This window comes from Pseudomonas sp. GW821-FHT10C09 (assembly GCF_059415465.1).
The window spans coordinates 1-14,923 of record NZ_JBWKNG010000015.1 but is presented as its reverse complement, the minus strand read 5'-3'; the positions used below and the strand labels follow the sequence as shown (position 1 = coordinate 14,923).

The following is a 14,923-nucleotide window of genomic DNA, read 5'->3' as shown; positions in this document are numbered from 1 at the left end:
GCCGATTTCGTCATCGGCACCGGTTAAATCCATCAAGCCGACACCCAACCGCACGGGCCACTCTAGCGTTCACTCAACCGAATGGACGTGGCCCTCCCATGAAAAGCATCTCCGTCATCGACTCCCACACCGGCGGCGAACCGACGCGTCTGGTGACCGCCGGTTTTCCTGATCTGGGCCGCGGCAGCATGGCTGAACGGCGCAAAATCCTCGCTGAAGAGCATGACCAATGGCGTGCGGCATGTGTGCTCGAACCACGCGGCAGTGATGTGTTGGTGGGTGCCCTGCTCTGCGAACCGGTTGACCCGAGCGCCTGTGCCGGGGTGATTTTTTTCAACAACAGCGGTTACCTGGGCATGTGCGGCCACGGCACGATTGGCCTGGTGGCGTCGCTCGCGCACATGGGCAAGATCGGGCCTGGCGTGCACAGCATCGAGACGCCGGTGGGCACGGTCCAGGCCACCCTGCATGAGGATCATTCGGTCAGCGTGCGTAATGTTCCCGCTTATCGTTATCGCAAGGACCTGACATTGCAGGTGCCGGGGATCGGTCAGGTGACCGGTGATGTCGCCTGGGGCGGAAACTGGTTTTTCCTGATCGCCGATCACGGCCTGCGGGTAGCCGGTGACAACCTTGAGACGCTGACCGCCTACACCTACGCGGTGCAGCAAGCGCTGGACACCCAGGGTATTCGCGGTGAAGACGGTGGCCTGATCGATCATGTCGAACTGTTCGCCGATGACGACCACGCCGACAGCCGCAACTTCGTACTCTGCCCCGGCAAAGCCTACGACCGTTCACCGTGCGGCACCGGCACCAGCGCCAAACTGGCGTGCATGGCGGCGGACGACAAATTGCAGCCAGGGCAGATCTGGCGTCAGGCCAGTGTGATTGGCAGCGAATTCGAAGGCTCCTTCGAATGGCAAGGTGAGCGCATCATCCCGACCATTCGCGGCCGCGCGTTTATCAGTGCCGAAGCGCGGCTGATCATCGAACAGGACGACCCGTTCGCCTGGGGCATTCGCCCATGATTGAGGGGCGTGTGGCCGATGTAATCGTTATCGGCGCCGGCATCATCGGCGCGGCGTGCGCCCAGGCGCTGGCGCGTCGCGGTCTGCAGGTGCTGGTGCTCGACGCCGGCCTGCACAACGCGACGGCGGCGGGCATGGGCCATTTGCTGGTGCTCGACGACAACCCGGCCGAACTGGCCCTGAGTGATTACTCCCTGCAACGCTGGCGCGAGTTCGGGCCGGATTTGCCTGACGGCTGCGCTTACCGCAACAACGGTACGCTCTGGCTCGCCGCCAACGCCGAGGAAATGGCGGTGGCCCAGAGCAAATATCTGAACCTGCAAGCTCAGGGAATCGCCTGCGAACTGATCGGTGCCAGTGCCTTGCGCCAGCGAGAGCCAGAGCTGGCCGAGGGGCTTGAAGGCGGACTGCTGATCAAGGGTGACGGCATTCTGTACGCGCCCGCCACGGCCAACTGGATGCTCGAAACAGCGAACATCCGACAGCGCCGGGCCCACGTCGCGGAAGTCGATGGCCATCGGGTACGCCTCGATGACGGCCACTGGTTGAGTGCTGACGCGGTAGTGCTGGCCAACGGCACTCAGGCCAATCAACTGTGCCCCGAGTTGCCCATCGAGCCGAAAAAAGGCCACTTGCTGATCACCGACCGCTACCCCGCCACGGTCACTCACACGCTGGTGGAACTGGGTTACGTCACCAGCGCCCACAACGCCAAAGGCCCGTCGGTGGCCTGCAATATTCAACCGCGTCCGACCGGGCAATTGTTCATCGGCGCCTCGCGGCAATTCGGCACGACCGACCCGGAGGTCGAAGGCTGGATGCTCGCGAAGATGCTCAAGCGTGCGGCCGGCTACATGCCGGGGTTGGCCCAACTGAATGGCATTCGCGCGTGGACCGGGTTTCGTGCCGCCAGCCCTGACGGTTTGCCGCTGGTGGGTCAGCACCCGCAACGTCAGGGCTTGTGGCTGGCGGTCGGGCATGAAGGACTGGGGGTAACTACTGCGCCCGGCACCGCGGATTTGCTGGTCGCGCAACTGTTCAACGAAACCCCGCCACTGGCCGCGCGACCCTATCTGCCCCAGCGTTTCCTCGGAGAACCTGTGTATGCCTGAATTGATGCTCGACGGACAGGCCCTGAAGGTCGCCGACGGCACCAGCGTCGCCGCCGCCCTGGCGCTGGGCGGCAACGGTTGCAGCCGCACCTCGGTCAGCGGACAACGCCGCGCACCGCTGTGCGGCATGGGCATTTGCCAGGAATGCCGGGTGACCATCGACGGTCGCCGACGCCTCGCCTGCCAGACCCTTTGCCGTGACGGCATGCAGGTGGAGACACAGCCATGAACGAATACGCCGACCTGTTGATCATCGGTGCCGGCCCCGCCGGTATGGCCGCCGCACTGGCCGCGGCCCCCAGTGGCGCACGCATTGTCATGCTCGACGACAACCCGTTGGCGGGCGGGCAAATCTGGCGCGACGGCCCTCAAGCCAACCTCCCCGCTCAGGCCCGTCAGCTACGCGAACGCTTGCAGTCCCACGGCAATATCCGCCATCACAGCGGCACGCGAGTGATCGCCAATCCGGGCCCGAAGCAACTGCTGGTCGAAGACGACGAAAACGGCTGGTTGATCAGCTATGACAAATTGATCCTGTGCACCGGTGCCCGCGAGTTGCTGCTGCCCTTTCCCGGCTGGACGCTGCCTGGGGTGACCGGGGCCGGGGGTTTGCAGGCACTTATCAAATCCGGACTGTCTGTGCGCGATGAACGCGTGGTGATCGCCGGAAGCGGGCCCCTGTTATTGGCCAGTGCGGCGACCGCCACAAAACACGGCGCATCGGTGCTGCGCATCGCCGAGCAAGCTTCGTTAACCTCGGTCGCCGGTTTCGCTGCGCAACTGCCGCGCTGGCCGGCGAAATGGCTGCAATCGTTCAGCCTGTTCAACCGGCATTATCGGGCAGGCACACATGTGCTGGCTGCGTTTGGCTCCGACCGACTCGAAGGCGTGCGCCTGCAACAGCAAGGCAAAATCGTCGAGCTGGAATGTGATCGACTGGCCTGTGGGTTCGGTCTGATCCCGAACATCCAATTGGGTCAGGCATTGGGTTACGCCATTGAAGGGCAAGCGTTGGCGGTGGATGTTTGGCAGGCCAGTAACCGCGCCGATCATTACGCGGCGGGCGAATGCACCGGATTCGGCGGCAGCGAATTGGCCCTGGCCGAAGGTGCGATTGCCGGGCACAGCGCCGTGGGTGAAGTTGAACAAGCCCGCGAATGGTGGCCACGCCGGGCACGCTGGCAGGGTTTCGCCAACGCACTGAATCAGGCCTTCGCCCTCGACCCGCGACTGAAGTCCCTGGCCCGCCCCGACACCCTGGTCTGTCGCTGTGAAGACGTGCCCTACGCCGCGCTGAGCGAACACAGCGACTGGCGCTCGGCCAAGCTCGCCAGCCGTTGTGGCATGGGCGCCTGTCAGGGGCGTGTGTGCGGCGCAGCGGTTGAGCACTTGTTTGGCTGGCAACCCTCGGCGTCGCGCCCACCGTACAGCCCGGCGCGGATCGAGACGTTGATGTGCCTGGACGACACGCCGCCCGCGTGATGAGCATGGCTGGGGTTTCGGTCATTGGGGTTTCGGTCGTGAGGCCGAGCCTCTATGATCCGCAGGTCGCCCTCGGACCTCCCAGCGCTATGTACCCCTCACTCACCACCTTCAAACCCTGCGACCTGCCGACGCTGTTAAGCAATCTTCAGCCGATCGCGCCGCTGCTCGATACCCTGTCGGACGTGGTGTTTTTCATCAAGGATCGCGACGCCCGTTACGCCTTCGTCAACCAGACGCTGGCGCGGCGTTGCGGTTTTAAACACAGCGATCAATTGCTCGGGCTCACCGCCGACAGGGTGTTCCCGGAAAACTTCGGGCCGCTGTACACCGAGCAGGATCGACGGGTGTTATCCAGCGGCCGGATGCTCACCGACCAACTGGAACTGCACCTGTATTTCGGCAACCAGCCGATCTGGTGCCTGACCCACAAACTGGCCCTTCACGACGAACAGGGTCACATCGTCGGCCTCGCCGGCATCTCCCGGGATTTGCCAACGCCGCAGTCCACTCACCCGGCGTACCTGAAGCTCGCCGCCGTGGATGCGCATATCCGTAGCCACTTTGCGCGGCCCATCAGCCTCTCTGAATTGACGGCGATTGGCGGCTATTCCGTCGCGCAACTGGAGCGTCACTGCAAACGGGTGTTCCAGCTCACACCGCGGCAGATGATTCACAAGGCGCGCCTGGAAGAAGGTTCGCGCCTGCTGTTGAGCACCGACCTGCCCATCACCGAAATCGCCCTGCGCTGCGGTTACACCGACCACAGTGCGTTCAGTCGGCAGTTCCGTGCACTGACCAGTTTGTCGCCGAGTCAGTACCGCGATAATCAGCGTTAAACCCGTCACCGGTGTTCCCTAAAGGGGCGCCCGCACCACCATTGCTCCCATCTGTAACACCGGCACGCAGGTCGCCGGCGCGGTGTCGCGCCACGGCAAACCTTCTACTTCAAGGGCTGACGCTAAATTCACGGTGCTGACTGGAAATCGGCACGTTGATTGCTATTGTTAATATCGTATACGAAATCCTCAATACGATATTTCAACAGCACTTCACACGAACGAGGCCTCTATGAAAAACCCCGCATTTGCCGTAGCCCTCAGCGCTGTTCTCAGTACCTCCTTTGTCGCCAGCGCCCAGGCGGACAAGCTCGACGACATCATCGGTTCGGGCAAGCTGCGCTGCGCCGTGACCCTGGACTTCCCACCGATGGGTTTCCGCGATGCCGGTAACAACCCGGCCGGTTTCGATGTGGACTATTGCCGCGACCTGGCGAAGATCCTTGGGGTCGAGGCTGAAGTGGTCGAGACGCCGTTCCCGGACCGCATTCCGGCGCTGGTCTCCGGGCGGGCCGACGTGATTGTCGCCTCCACCTCCGACACCCTCGAACGGGCCAAGACTGTCGGGCTGACCGTGCCCTACTTCGCCTTCCAGATGGTGGTGCTGACCCGCGACGATACCGGCATCAATGGCTTCGACGACCTCAAGGGCAAACCCGTGGGTAACACCAGCGGCACCTATGAGGCCATTGCCCTTGAGAAAGACGTGAAGAATTGGGGCACCGGCAGCTTCCGCGCCTACCAGTCGCAGAACGACACGTTGCTGGCCGTCGCCCAGGGGCACATCGACGCCACCGTGGTCACCAACACCGTCGCTGCCGCCACCCTCAAATCGGGGAAATACAAAAACCTCAAAGTCGCCGGCAACGCGCCGTACGTGATCGACTACGTATCTCTCGGCGCCAAGCGCAGCGAGTATGGCCTGCTCAACTACCTCAACCTGTTCGTCAACCAACAGGTGCGTACCGGTCGCTACAAAGAGCTGTTCGTCAAATGGGTCGGCACCGATATCTCGCCGGCCAACCTGACCGTGCCACAGGTCTACTACTAAGGTGTCCGGCATGCCTGGGTCTGTTTCTCTGACCGGTCGTAGCCTGGTCGCGGGCGCCGCTCAAGGTGCCCTGTTGTTCGCCGATGTCGGGTTGAGTTTCTGGGGCGGCGTTGATTCCGCCAGTGGCGAGGTCATCGATCGCCACCACCCGCTCAGCGGCGAATTCCTGTCGGGGTGTGTGCTGGCGATTCCCAGCGGACGCGGTTCGTGCACCGGCAGCAGCGTGTTGATGGAACTGATCAGCAACGGCCATGCACCGGCGGCACTGGTGCTGGCCGAGCCGGATGAGATCCTGACCCTGGGCGTGCTGGTCGCGCAGACCATTTTTACCCGTTCCCTGCCGGTGCTCTGCATCGGCCGGGAGGCCTTCGCGACGTTGCGCGATCACGCTTTCGCCAGAGTGGATGGCGACACGCTGAACCTGTTCGAAAACCTGCCCGGCGATGCCTGGCAGGCACTCGACAAACCCGTGCCCACCGACAGCCGCGCTTCAATTGAACTCACCGGGTTTGATCAGGCACTGCTCGACGGCCAGCACGGTCAAGCCGCGCAAATGGCCATGCACATCGTGCTGCGCATGGCCGAGCTGCAAGGGGCGCGAAGCCTGGTGGATGTCACCCAGGCGCACATTGATGGCTGCATCTACACCGGACCTGCAAGCCTGCGCTTTGCCCAGCAGTTGGTGGAATGGGGGGCCAAAGTGCGGGTGCCGACCACCCTCAATTCGATTTCCGTGGACCAGCGTCGCTGGCGCGAATTGGGCATCGACCCGGCCCTCGGCGAGCCGGCCAGCGCCTTGGGCGATGCTTATATGGCGATGGGCGCACAACTGAGCTACACCTGCGCGCCCTACCTGCTCGACAGTGCGCCCAAGGCCGGCGAGCAGATTGTCTGGGCCGAATCCAATGCCGTGGTCTACGCCAACAGCGTGCTCGGCGCCCGCACCCTGAAGTACCCGGACTACCTCGACATCTGCATCGCCCTCACTGGCCGAGCCCCGCTGATCGGCTGCCACCTGGACGCGCAACGCAAGGCCCGGTTGCAGATCGAGTTGCTGGCACTCGGTGAACTGGACGACGCGTTCTACCCGTTGCTCGGTTATCACATCGGCACGCTGGCCGGCAGCCGCGTGCCGCTGGTGCTGGGCCTGGAAAATCGCAAGCCGACCCTGGACGATCTCAAAGCGTTCGGCGCCGCGTTTGCCACCACTTCGGCGGCGCCGCTGTTTCATATCGCCGGGGTCACACCGGAAGCGATTGATCCGGCCAATGTGGTGGAACCGAATGTCGAACTACCCGTGGAAAAAATCCGTCTGAAAGACCTGCTGGTGAGTTGGCGCGAGCTTAACAGTGCCCGCGATCACCGCGTGGATGTGGTGTCGCTGGGCAACCCGCATTTTTCCCTCAGCGAATTCGCGCATCTGGCGAAGCTGTGCCGGGGTCGGCACAAACACCCGAGCGTCGTACTCGCCATCACCTGCGGCCGTGCAGTGCTGGAGCAGGCGCGCGAGGCCGGGCATATCGCGGTGATCGAGGCCTTCGGCGCCACGCTGGTCACCGACACCTGCTGGTGCATGCTCGGCGAGCCAGTAATTCCACCCGCCGCCACCACGCTGATGACCAACTCCGGCAAATACGCCCACTACGCACCGGGCCTGGTGGGCCGCAAGGTGCATTTCGCCAGCCTTGCCGAGTGTGTCGATACCGCGTGCAACGCCATCGCCAGCGGACGTCTGCCGGCCTGGCTGCAACCCGCCGCCCAACTGGAGAGCCCTGCGCATGTTTGACTACACCTTCCAATGGCGCTCTGCCCTGCGCGCCTTGCCGGACATGCTCGCCGGCGCCGTGGTCACGTTCGAGACCGCGGCCCTGTCGATGATCTTCGGCGTCCTGATCGCACTGGCCCTGACGGTCATGCGCGAAAGCAAACAGCCGCTGCTGCGCGGCATCGGCAACGGCTGGGTGTCGATTGCCCGCAACACGCCGTCGCTGTTCCAGATTTACATCCTGTACTTCGGCCTCGGCTCGCTCGGGATGCACGTCAGCTCGTGGCTCGCGCTGCTGGCCGGGATCACGTTCAACAACGCCGGCTACCTCGCGGAAAACTTTCGCGGCGGGCTCAAGGCTGTGCCCCAAACCCAGGTGCGTGCCGCGCGGTCACTGGGCATGAGCGCCTTTCAGACCTACCGCATGATCATCGTCCCGCAGTTGCTGCGCATCGTCTTCTACCCGCTGACCAACCAAATGGTCTGGGCGGTGCTGATGACGTCGCTGGGGGTGATCGTCGGGCTGAACAATGACCTGACCGGGGTGACCCAGGACTACAACGTCAAAACGTTCCGCACCTTCGAGTACTTCGCGATTGCGGCGGTGCTGTATTACGCGATTGCCAAGACGATCGTCGCGACGGCCCGGCTGATGGCCTGGCGGTTGTTCCGTTACTGAGGAGCTGTCCATGTTTGCCACCGGTTTTTCCTCGAATGACCTGATGTTCCTGCTCAATGGCGCCTGGGTCACGCTGCAATTGACGTTCTGGTCGATCATTCTCGGCTCCATCGCCGGGCTGCTGTTTGGCTTGCTCCGGGCCTTGTTGCCACGGGCCAGTTTGCCGCTGGCCTGGGTGTTGGACGTGTTTCGCAGCGTGCCGTTGTTGATCCAGTTCGTGCTGTTCAACTCACTCAAAAGCATCGTCGGCCTGAACATCAGCGCCTTCAGCGTCGGCTGCATCGTGCTCGGTGTGTACACCGCTGCGTACTTCACCGAGATCGTGCGCGGCGGCGTGTTGGCGGTGCCGTTCACGGTACGCCGGGCCAGCCGTTCACTGGGCCTGAGTTTCTTGCAGGACCTGCGCTGGATCGTCCTGCCGATGGCCACGCGCGTCGCCTTCCCTGGCTGGCTGAACCTGGTGCTCGGGGTGATGAAAGACACCGCGCTGGTGATGTGGATCGGCATCGTCGAGCTGCTGCGCGCTTCACAAACCATCGTCACCCGCATCCAGGAACCGTTGCTGGTGCTGTGCATCGCGGGCCTTATCTACTACGTCATGAGCCTGGTGGTTGCACGCCTCGGCGCTCGTCTGGAAAGAAGGTGGCAGGAAAATGATTGAGATCGATAACGTACACAAATCGTTCGGCAACCTCGAAGTGGTCAAGGGCGTGAACCTGACCGTGAACAAGGGTGAAGTGGTGTCGATCATCGGCGGCTCCGGCTCTGGCAAGTCCACGCTTCTGATGTGTATCAACGGGCTGGAGCCGATCCAGAAAGGCAACATTCGCGTCGACGGAGTCGAGGTGCATGACAGCGCCACCGACCTCAACCGTCTGCGGCAGAAGATTGGCATCGTGTTCCAGCAATGGAATGCCTTTCCGCACCTGACGGTCCTGGAAAACGTCATGTTGGCCCCGCGCAAGGTGCTGGGCAAAAGCAAGGCCGAAGCCGAGGAACTGGCGGTGCAACAACTGACCCACGTCGGTCTGGGCGACAAGCTCAAGACCTTCCCCGGCAAGCTCTCCGGCGGTCAACAGCAACGCATGGCCATCGCCCGCGCCCTGGCGATGTCGCCGGACTACATGCTGTTCGACGAAGCCACGTCCGCCCTCGACCCGCAACTGGTGGGCGAGGTGCTGGACACCATGCGCATGCTCGCAGAGGACGGCATGACCATGGTGCTGGTGACCCACGAGATCCGCTTTGCCCGCGATGTGTCCGACCGGGTGGCGTTCTTTCGTAATGGGTTGGTGCATGAGATTGGGTCGCCGGATCAAGTGATCGGGAATCCGGTGCATGCGGAGACTGCGGCGTTTCTCAAATCAGTGAAATAGCGGATGGCCCTTTCGCGAGCAGGCTCGCTCCCACAGGGTTTGGTGGTGTACGCAAATCACTGTGGGAGCGAGCCTGCTCGCGAAGAGGCCCGCACAGACAAAACAAGGAATAAACCATGCGCTCATCAAAAGTAATCCACGTCGTCAGCTGCCACGCCGAAGGCGAAGTCGGTGACGTGATCGTCGGCGGTGTCGCCCCGCCACCCGGCGCCACCGTGTGGGAACAGTCACGCTGGATCGCCAAGGACGACACCCTGCGCAATTTCGTGCTCAACGAACCGCGCGGTGGCGTGTTTCGCCACGTCAACTTGTTGGTACCGGCCAAGGACCCGCGGGCGCAGATGGCCTGGATCATCATGGAGCCGGCGGACACGCCACCGATGTCCGGTTCCAACTCACTGTGCGTGGCCACGGTGTTGCTCGACAGTGGCATCCTGCCGATGACCGAGCCGCAAACCCGGCTGGTGCTGGAAGCCCCCGGCGGTCTGATCGAGGCCGTCGCCGATTGCCGTGACGGCAAGGTTGAACGGGTGGAAATCAAGAACGTGCCGTCCTTCGCCGACCGCCTGGATGCCTGGATTGAAGTCGAGGGCATCGGTTCATTGAAGGTCGATACGGCATACGGTGGCGACAGTTTCGTGATTGCCGACGCCAAGGGCCTGGGCTTTTCCATCCGCCCGGACGAGGCCGCCGATCTGGTGGCGGTCGGGCTGAAAATCACCCGCGCCGCCAACGAACAATTGGGCTTCGTGCATCCGCTGAACCCGGAGTGGTCGCACATTTCCTTCTGTCAGATCGCCGCGCCCATCGTCTACGAGAATGGCATCGCCACCGGCGCCAACGCGGTGGTGATTCAACCCGGCAAAATCGACCGATCCCCTACCGGCACCGGCTGCTCGGCGCGCATGGCCGTGATGCACGCGAAGGGCTTGATGCAGGTCGGCGAGCGTTTTATCGGCCGTTCGATCATCGGCTCCGAGTTCCACTGCCGCATTGATTCGCTGACCGAAGTGGCCGGCCGCGCTGCCATCTACCCGTGCATTTCCGGACGGGCCTGGATCACCGGCACTCACCAATTGCTGCTCGATCCGAGCGATCCATGGCCACAGGGCTATCGCCTGTCCGATACCTGGCCGGGTGCTTAATCCCGAACACCCAGACCAACGGCTACAAAATTCCCTGAAATATCCGAAATAGCACTGGCCGAATCTTTTCATTTTAAATATCGTATACGAAATACAATTAACGACCCGGAGGCAACAAATGAGCAAGCGTATTAACTGGAGTGGCGTCTTCCCCGCGGTGACCACTCAATTCAACGATGACTTCACCATCAACCTGGACAAGACCCATCAGGTGATTTCCAACGTGATCCGCGATGGTGTGTCGGGTCTGGTGGTATGCGGTTCGGTCGGTGAAAACACTTCGTTGACCGCCGAAGAAAAAATCGCTGTCACCGAAGTCGCTGTCGATGCGTCTCGCGGCCGGGTGCCGGTGATTTGTGGCGTGGCCGAATTCACCAGCGTGCAAGCGGCCAAAGTGGCCAACGCCGTGCGCAAGGTGGGCGTCGATGGCGTGATGCTGATGCCGGCGCTGGTCTACAGCTCCAAGCCGTTTGAAACCGCCGAGCACTATCGCTACGTGGCCAAGCATGCCGACGTGCCATTGATGGTCTACAACAACCCGCCGATCTACAAAAACGATGTCACCCCGGACATCCTGATTTCCCTGGCTGACTGCGACAACGTGGTGTGCTTCAAGGATTCCTCCGGCGACACCCGCCGATTCATCGACGTGCGCAATGAAGTCGGCGACCGCTTTGTGCTGTTCGCCGGCCTCGATGACGTGGTGCTGGAAAGCATCGCCGTGGGCGCCGAAGGCTGGGTCTCGGGCATGTCCAACGTGTTCCCGAAAGAAGGCGAAACCATCTTCCGCCTGGCCAAGGCCGGGCGTTTTGCCGAAGCCATGCCGATCTACGAATGGCTGATGCCGATCCTGCACCTGGATGCCCGTGCCGACCTGGTGCAGTGCATCAAGCTGTGCGAAGCCATCGCCGGTCGCGGCAGCGCGCTGACCCGTCCGCCACGCCTGGCCCTGCCGGAAGCGGATCGCCTGTTCGTCGAACAGATCATGGCCAAGGCCCTGGCGAACCGTCCGCACCTGCCGGACGTCGGTCTCTGAGTGAGTGCCGGGCGGGCCTTGGAGGCCCGGCCCGGCTGCCTGTTTTCGCGCCTCTACAGGAAACGTCAGCATGCCCAATCATCAACACACTCAACGCGCAACCACACCCTCCGGACTCAAGCGCGTCGTGGCCGCCGCCATGGCCGGTACCGTCGCGGAGTGGTATGAATTCTTTCTCTACGGTACGGCCTCGGCGTTAGTCTTCGGCCAACTGTTCTTTCGCCAGACCGACAGCCCCGTCGACGGCATCATCGCCGCGTTCGCGCTGTACGCCGTGGGCTTTCTCGCTCGACCGCTGGGTGGCCTGGTGTTCGGTCACTACGGTGACAAATTCGGCCGCAAGCGCTTGCTGCAATTGAGCCTGGTGGTGGTCGGCATCACCACGTTCCTGATGGGCTGCCTGCCCGGATTCGACCAGATCGGTTACGCGGCGCCGGTATTGCTGGTGCTGTTGCGGCTGATCCAGGGGTTCGCCTTTGGCGGTGAATGGGGCGGCGCGATTTTGCTGGTGTCCGAACATTGCCCGGACAATCGCCGGGGCTTCTGGGCCAGTTGGCCGCAAGCGGGTGTGCCGGCCGGAAATCTGGTGGCGACCGTCGCCCTGCTGCTGTTGTCGTCGAACCTGTCGGAGCAACAATTTCTCGCCTGGGGCTGGCGCGTGGCGTTCTGGTTCTCGGCAGTGGTGGTGTTGATCGGCTACTGGATTCGCACCAGCGTCGATGACGCACCGATCTTCAAGGAAGCCCAGGCGCGTCAGGCGCAAACCAAGCAACAACAATTGGGCGTGGTCGAAGTGCTGCGTCACCATTGGCGTTCGGTGTTGGTGGGCATCGGCGCGCGCTTTGCCGAAAACATTCTCTACTACACCGTGGTGACGTTCTCGATTACCTACCTCAAGTTGGTGGTGCACAAGGACACTTCAGAGATTCTGTTTCTGATGTTCGGTGCTCACTTGCTGCACTTTTTCATGATCCCGTTGATGGGCTATCTGTCCGACATCGTCGGGCGCAAACCGGTGTATCTGGTCGGCGCGGTGCTCACGGCATTTTGGGGGTTCGTCGGCTTCCCGATGATGGACACCGGCAACAACTGGCTGATCATGGCGGCCATTACCCTGGGCCTGGCCATCGAGTCGATGACCTACGCACCGTACTCGGCGCTGATGGCCGAAATGTTCCCCACGCACGTGCGCTACACCGCCCTCTCGCTGTGCTACCAGGTGGCGCCGATTTTCGCCGGTTCCCTCGCACCGCTGATCGCGATCACGCTGCTCAACAAGTACCACAGCTCGACGCCCATCGCCTGGTACCTGGTCGGTGCTTCGCTGATCTCGGTCGTTGCCGTGGGGCTGACCCGGGAAACCCGCGGCAAGTCGTTGCACGCGGTGGATGCCGAGTCTGCGGCGAGCATTGCCTCACTGGATAACGCCGCCCCCGCGACCCCGCGTCGAGGCGATTCGCTGGCGTGAGCCCAAAACCTGTAGGAGCGTGGCTTGCCTGCGATGGCGGTGTGTCATTCGAACCTCCATCGCGGGCAAGCCTCGCTCCTACAGAGGGATGTATTACCTTTTGCCTGACAGGAGTTTTCATGCCCCGGATCCTTGGTCACAACTACATTGGCGGCACGCGCAGCGCCGCCGGCAGCCTCATGTTGCACAGTCATGACGCCAGCACTGGCGAGGCGTTGCCCTACGCTTTCGTGCAAGCCACCGAAGGCGAAGTGCATGCCGCCGCTGAGGCCGCTGCCGCAGCATTCCCGACCTTTCGCACGATGCCAGCAGCACGCCGTGCGGATTTTCTGGAAGCCATCGCCGCACAACTGGATGCCCTGGATGACGAATTCGTCGCCTTGGTCACCCGCGAAACCGCATTGCCGAGCGCACGCATACAGGGTGAACGCGCTCGCACCAGCGGCCAGATGCGCCTGTTCGCCCAGGTCCTGCGTCGCGGTGATTTTTATGCTGCACGCATCGACCGCGCATTGCCTGACCGGCAACCGCTGCCACGCAGCGATCTGCGTCAGTATCGAATCGGTGTCGGACCCGTGGCCGTGTTCGGTGCGAGCAACTTTCCGTTGGCATTCTCCACGGCGGGCGGCGATACCGCAGCAGCCCTGGCCGCCGGGTGCCCGGTGGTGTTCAAGGCCCACAGTGGGCATATGGCGACCGCCGAACAGGTGGCCGATGCAATCATCCGCGCGGCCGAGCAGACTGATATGCCCAAGGGTGTGTTCAACATGATCTACGGCGCGGGTGTGGGTGAAGCCCTGGTCAAGCATCCGGCGATCCAGGCCGTCGGCTTCACCGGTTCGCTCAAAGGTGGCCGGGCGTTGTGTGACATGGCTGCTGCACGCGCCCAGCCGATTCCGGTGTTTGCCGAAATGAGCAGCATCAATCCGGTCGTGGTGTTGCCCGAAGCCCTTCACGTTCGCGGCGAGAAAATCGCCAATGAACTGGCCGCCTCTGTCGTGCTCGGCTGCGGCCAGTTCTGCACCAATCCGGGATTGGTCATCGGTGTGCGCTCCGTGCAATTCAGTGCCTTCACCGAAACCCTGACTGCGCGGCTGGCTGAACAACCGGCACAAACCATGCTCAACGCCGGCACGCTGCGCAGCTACGGAAAAGGTGTGCAGGCGTTGCTCAGCCACCCGGGCGTGACCCACCTGACCAGCCATGAACAACACGGCAATCAGGCGCGTACGCATCTGTTCAAGGCTGACGTGAGTCTGTTGCTCGAAGGTGATCCGTTGCTACAGGAAGAAGTTTTCGGGCCGACCACCCTCATCGTCGAAGTGGCCGACACAGCCGAACTGCGCCAGGCGCTGAACAGCTTGCACGGTCAACTCACCGCCACCCTGATTGGCGAACCGCAGGACCTGCATGAACACGCAGAGTTGCTGGCACTGCTGGAACAAAAGGTCGGCCGGGTGCTGTTCAACGGCTACCCCACGGGTGTCGAAGTGTGTGATGCGATGGTGCATGGCGGCCCCTACCCGGCCACCTCCGATGCCCGTGGCACCTCGGTCGGCAGCCTGGCCATCGACCGTTTCCTGCGCCCGGTGTGTTACCAGAACTGCCCGGAGGCGCTGCTGCCCGACCCACTGAAAAACGCCAACCCACTGGGTATTGCCCGGCTGGTCGACGGCATCAACCACCGAAATCCAATCTAACAGACACCCAAAAATCCTATAGGAGTGAGCCTGCTCCGGGCGGCGTTCCGACGATAGCGGAATGTCAGCCAACAGAAATGTTGAATGTACCGTCCCCTTCGCGAGCAGGCTCGCTCCCACACTGGATTGTTGCCGGGAACAATACTTGTGTACGACCTGGACTAACTGTGGGAGATTCTATGGTTGAGGGGAAGCCCTCAACTGGTTTTCGATTGGTATTCGCTCTGCCCGTTCAGCAG

14 protein-coding genes are annotated in these 14,923 nt (G+C 62.5%); all 14 read left to right on the top strand.

The window, feature by feature from the left end; genetic code table 11:
* Nucleotides 1-98 precede the first annotated feature (98 nt).
* The 14 genes from AC07N8_RS16840 to AC07N8_RS16775 all read left to right on the top strand — a co-directional run bounded on the left by AC07N8_RS16840 (nucleotide 99) and on the right by AC07N8_RS16775 (nucleotide 14,684).
* Nucleotides 99-1,031, top strand: coding sequence for a 4-hydroxyproline epimerase (locus tag AC07N8_RS16840; protein WP_483843239.1), 933 nt, complete (start codon nucleotides 99-101; stop codon nucleotides 1,029-1,031).
* Nucleotides 1,028-2,143 (top strand): NAD(P)/FAD-dependent oxidoreductase, encoded by a 1,116-nt coding sequence (locus AC07N8_RS16835; protein ID WP_493144883.1) that lies wholly within the window; start codon nucleotides 1,028-1,030, stop codon nucleotides 2,141-2,143. Before AC07N8_RS16840 ends, AC07N8_RS16835 begins: the two co-directional genes overlap by 4 nt.
* Nucleotides 2,136-2,372 (top strand): (2Fe-2S)-binding protein, encoded by a 237-nt coding sequence (locus tag AC07N8_RS16830; protein ID WP_493144881.1) that lies wholly within the window; start codon nucleotides 2,136-2,138, stop codon nucleotides 2,370-2,372. The genes AC07N8_RS16835 and AC07N8_RS16830 overlap by 8 nt, the downstream gene beginning before the upstream one ends.
* The gene (locus AC07N8_RS16825) at nucleotides 2,369-3,625 is read left to right on the top strand and encodes an FAD-dependent oxidoreductase (RefSeq protein WP_493144879.1); all 1,257 of its coding nucleotides are present in this window, start codon (nucleotides 2,369-2,371) and stop codon (nucleotides 3,623-3,625) included. The genes AC07N8_RS16830 and AC07N8_RS16825 overlap by 4 nt, the downstream gene beginning before the upstream one ends.
* Before the next feature lie 89 nt (nucleotides 3,626-3,714).
* Nucleotides 3,715-4,464, top strand: coding sequence for a PAS domain-containing protein (locus tag AC07N8_RS16820; RefSeq protein ID WP_493144877.1), 750 nt, complete (start codon nucleotides 3,715-3,717; stop codon nucleotides 4,462-4,464).
* 232 nt (nucleotides 4,465-4,696) lie between these two features.
* A complete protein-coding gene (locus AC07N8_RS16815; RefSeq protein ID WP_483843234.1) occupies nucleotides 4,697-5,515 on the top strand; it encodes an ABC transporter substrate-binding protein in 819 nt (272 codons plus the stop codon).
* 10 nt (nucleotides 5,516-5,525) lie between these two features.
* Nucleotides 5,526-7,301 (top strand): cis-3-hydroxy-L-proline dehydratase, encoded by a 1,776-nt coding sequence (lhpI, locus tag AC07N8_RS16810; RefSeq protein ID WP_493144873.1) that lies wholly within the window; start codon nucleotides 5,526-5,528, stop codon nucleotides 7,299-7,301.
* Nucleotides 7,294-7,959 carry an amino acid ABC transporter permease gene (locus AC07N8_RS16805; RefSeq protein ID WP_027924789.1) on the top strand — a complete coding sequence of 222 codons (666 nt, stop codon included), beginning with the start codon at nucleotides 7,294-7,296 and terminating at the stop codon, nucleotides 7,957-7,959. The genes lhpI and AC07N8_RS16805 overlap by 8 nt, the downstream gene beginning before the upstream one ends.
* A 10-nt stretch (nucleotides 7,960-7,969) precedes the next feature.
* Nucleotides 7,970-8,620, top strand: coding sequence for an amino acid ABC transporter permease (locus AC07N8_RS16800; RefSeq protein WP_027924790.1), 651 nt, complete (start codon nucleotides 7,970-7,972; stop codon nucleotides 8,618-8,620).
* Nucleotides 8,613-9,335 (top strand): amino acid ABC transporter ATP-binding protein, encoded by a 723-nt coding sequence (locus AC07N8_RS16795; RefSeq protein ID WP_027924791.1) that lies wholly within the window; start codon nucleotides 8,613-8,615, stop codon nucleotides 9,333-9,335. The genes AC07N8_RS16800 and AC07N8_RS16795 overlap by 8 nt, the downstream gene beginning before the upstream one ends.
* Before the next feature lie 116 nt (nucleotides 9,336-9,451).
* Entirely contained in the window at nucleotides 9,452-10,480 is a 1,029-nt protein-coding gene (locus tag AC07N8_RS16790; RefSeq protein WP_493144870.1) for a trans-3-hydroxy-L-proline dehydratase, read from the top strand.
* Between the two features lie 118 nt (nucleotides 10,481-10,598).
* Complete coding sequence (locus tag AC07N8_RS16785) at nucleotides 10,599-11,516, top strand: dihydrodipicolinate synthase family protein (RefSeq protein WP_483843232.1); 918 nt, start codon at nucleotides 10,599-10,601, stop codon at nucleotides 11,514-11,516.
* Between the two features lie 70 nt (nucleotides 11,517-11,586).
* Nucleotides 11,587-12,984 (top strand): fosfomycin efflux MFS transporter AbaF, encoded by a 1,398-nt coding sequence (abaF, locus tag AC07N8_RS16780; RefSeq protein ID WP_493144867.1) that lies wholly within the window; start codon nucleotides 11,587-11,589, stop codon nucleotides 12,982-12,984.
* 119 nt (nucleotides 12,985-13,103) lie between these two features.
* Complete coding sequence (locus tag AC07N8_RS16775; protein ID WP_493144865.1) at nucleotides 13,104-14,684, top strand: aldehyde dehydrogenase (NADP(+)); 1,581 nt, start codon at nucleotides 13,104-13,106, stop codon at nucleotides 14,682-14,684.
* The last annotated feature ends 239 nt before the right edge of the window (nucleotides 14,685-14,923 follow it).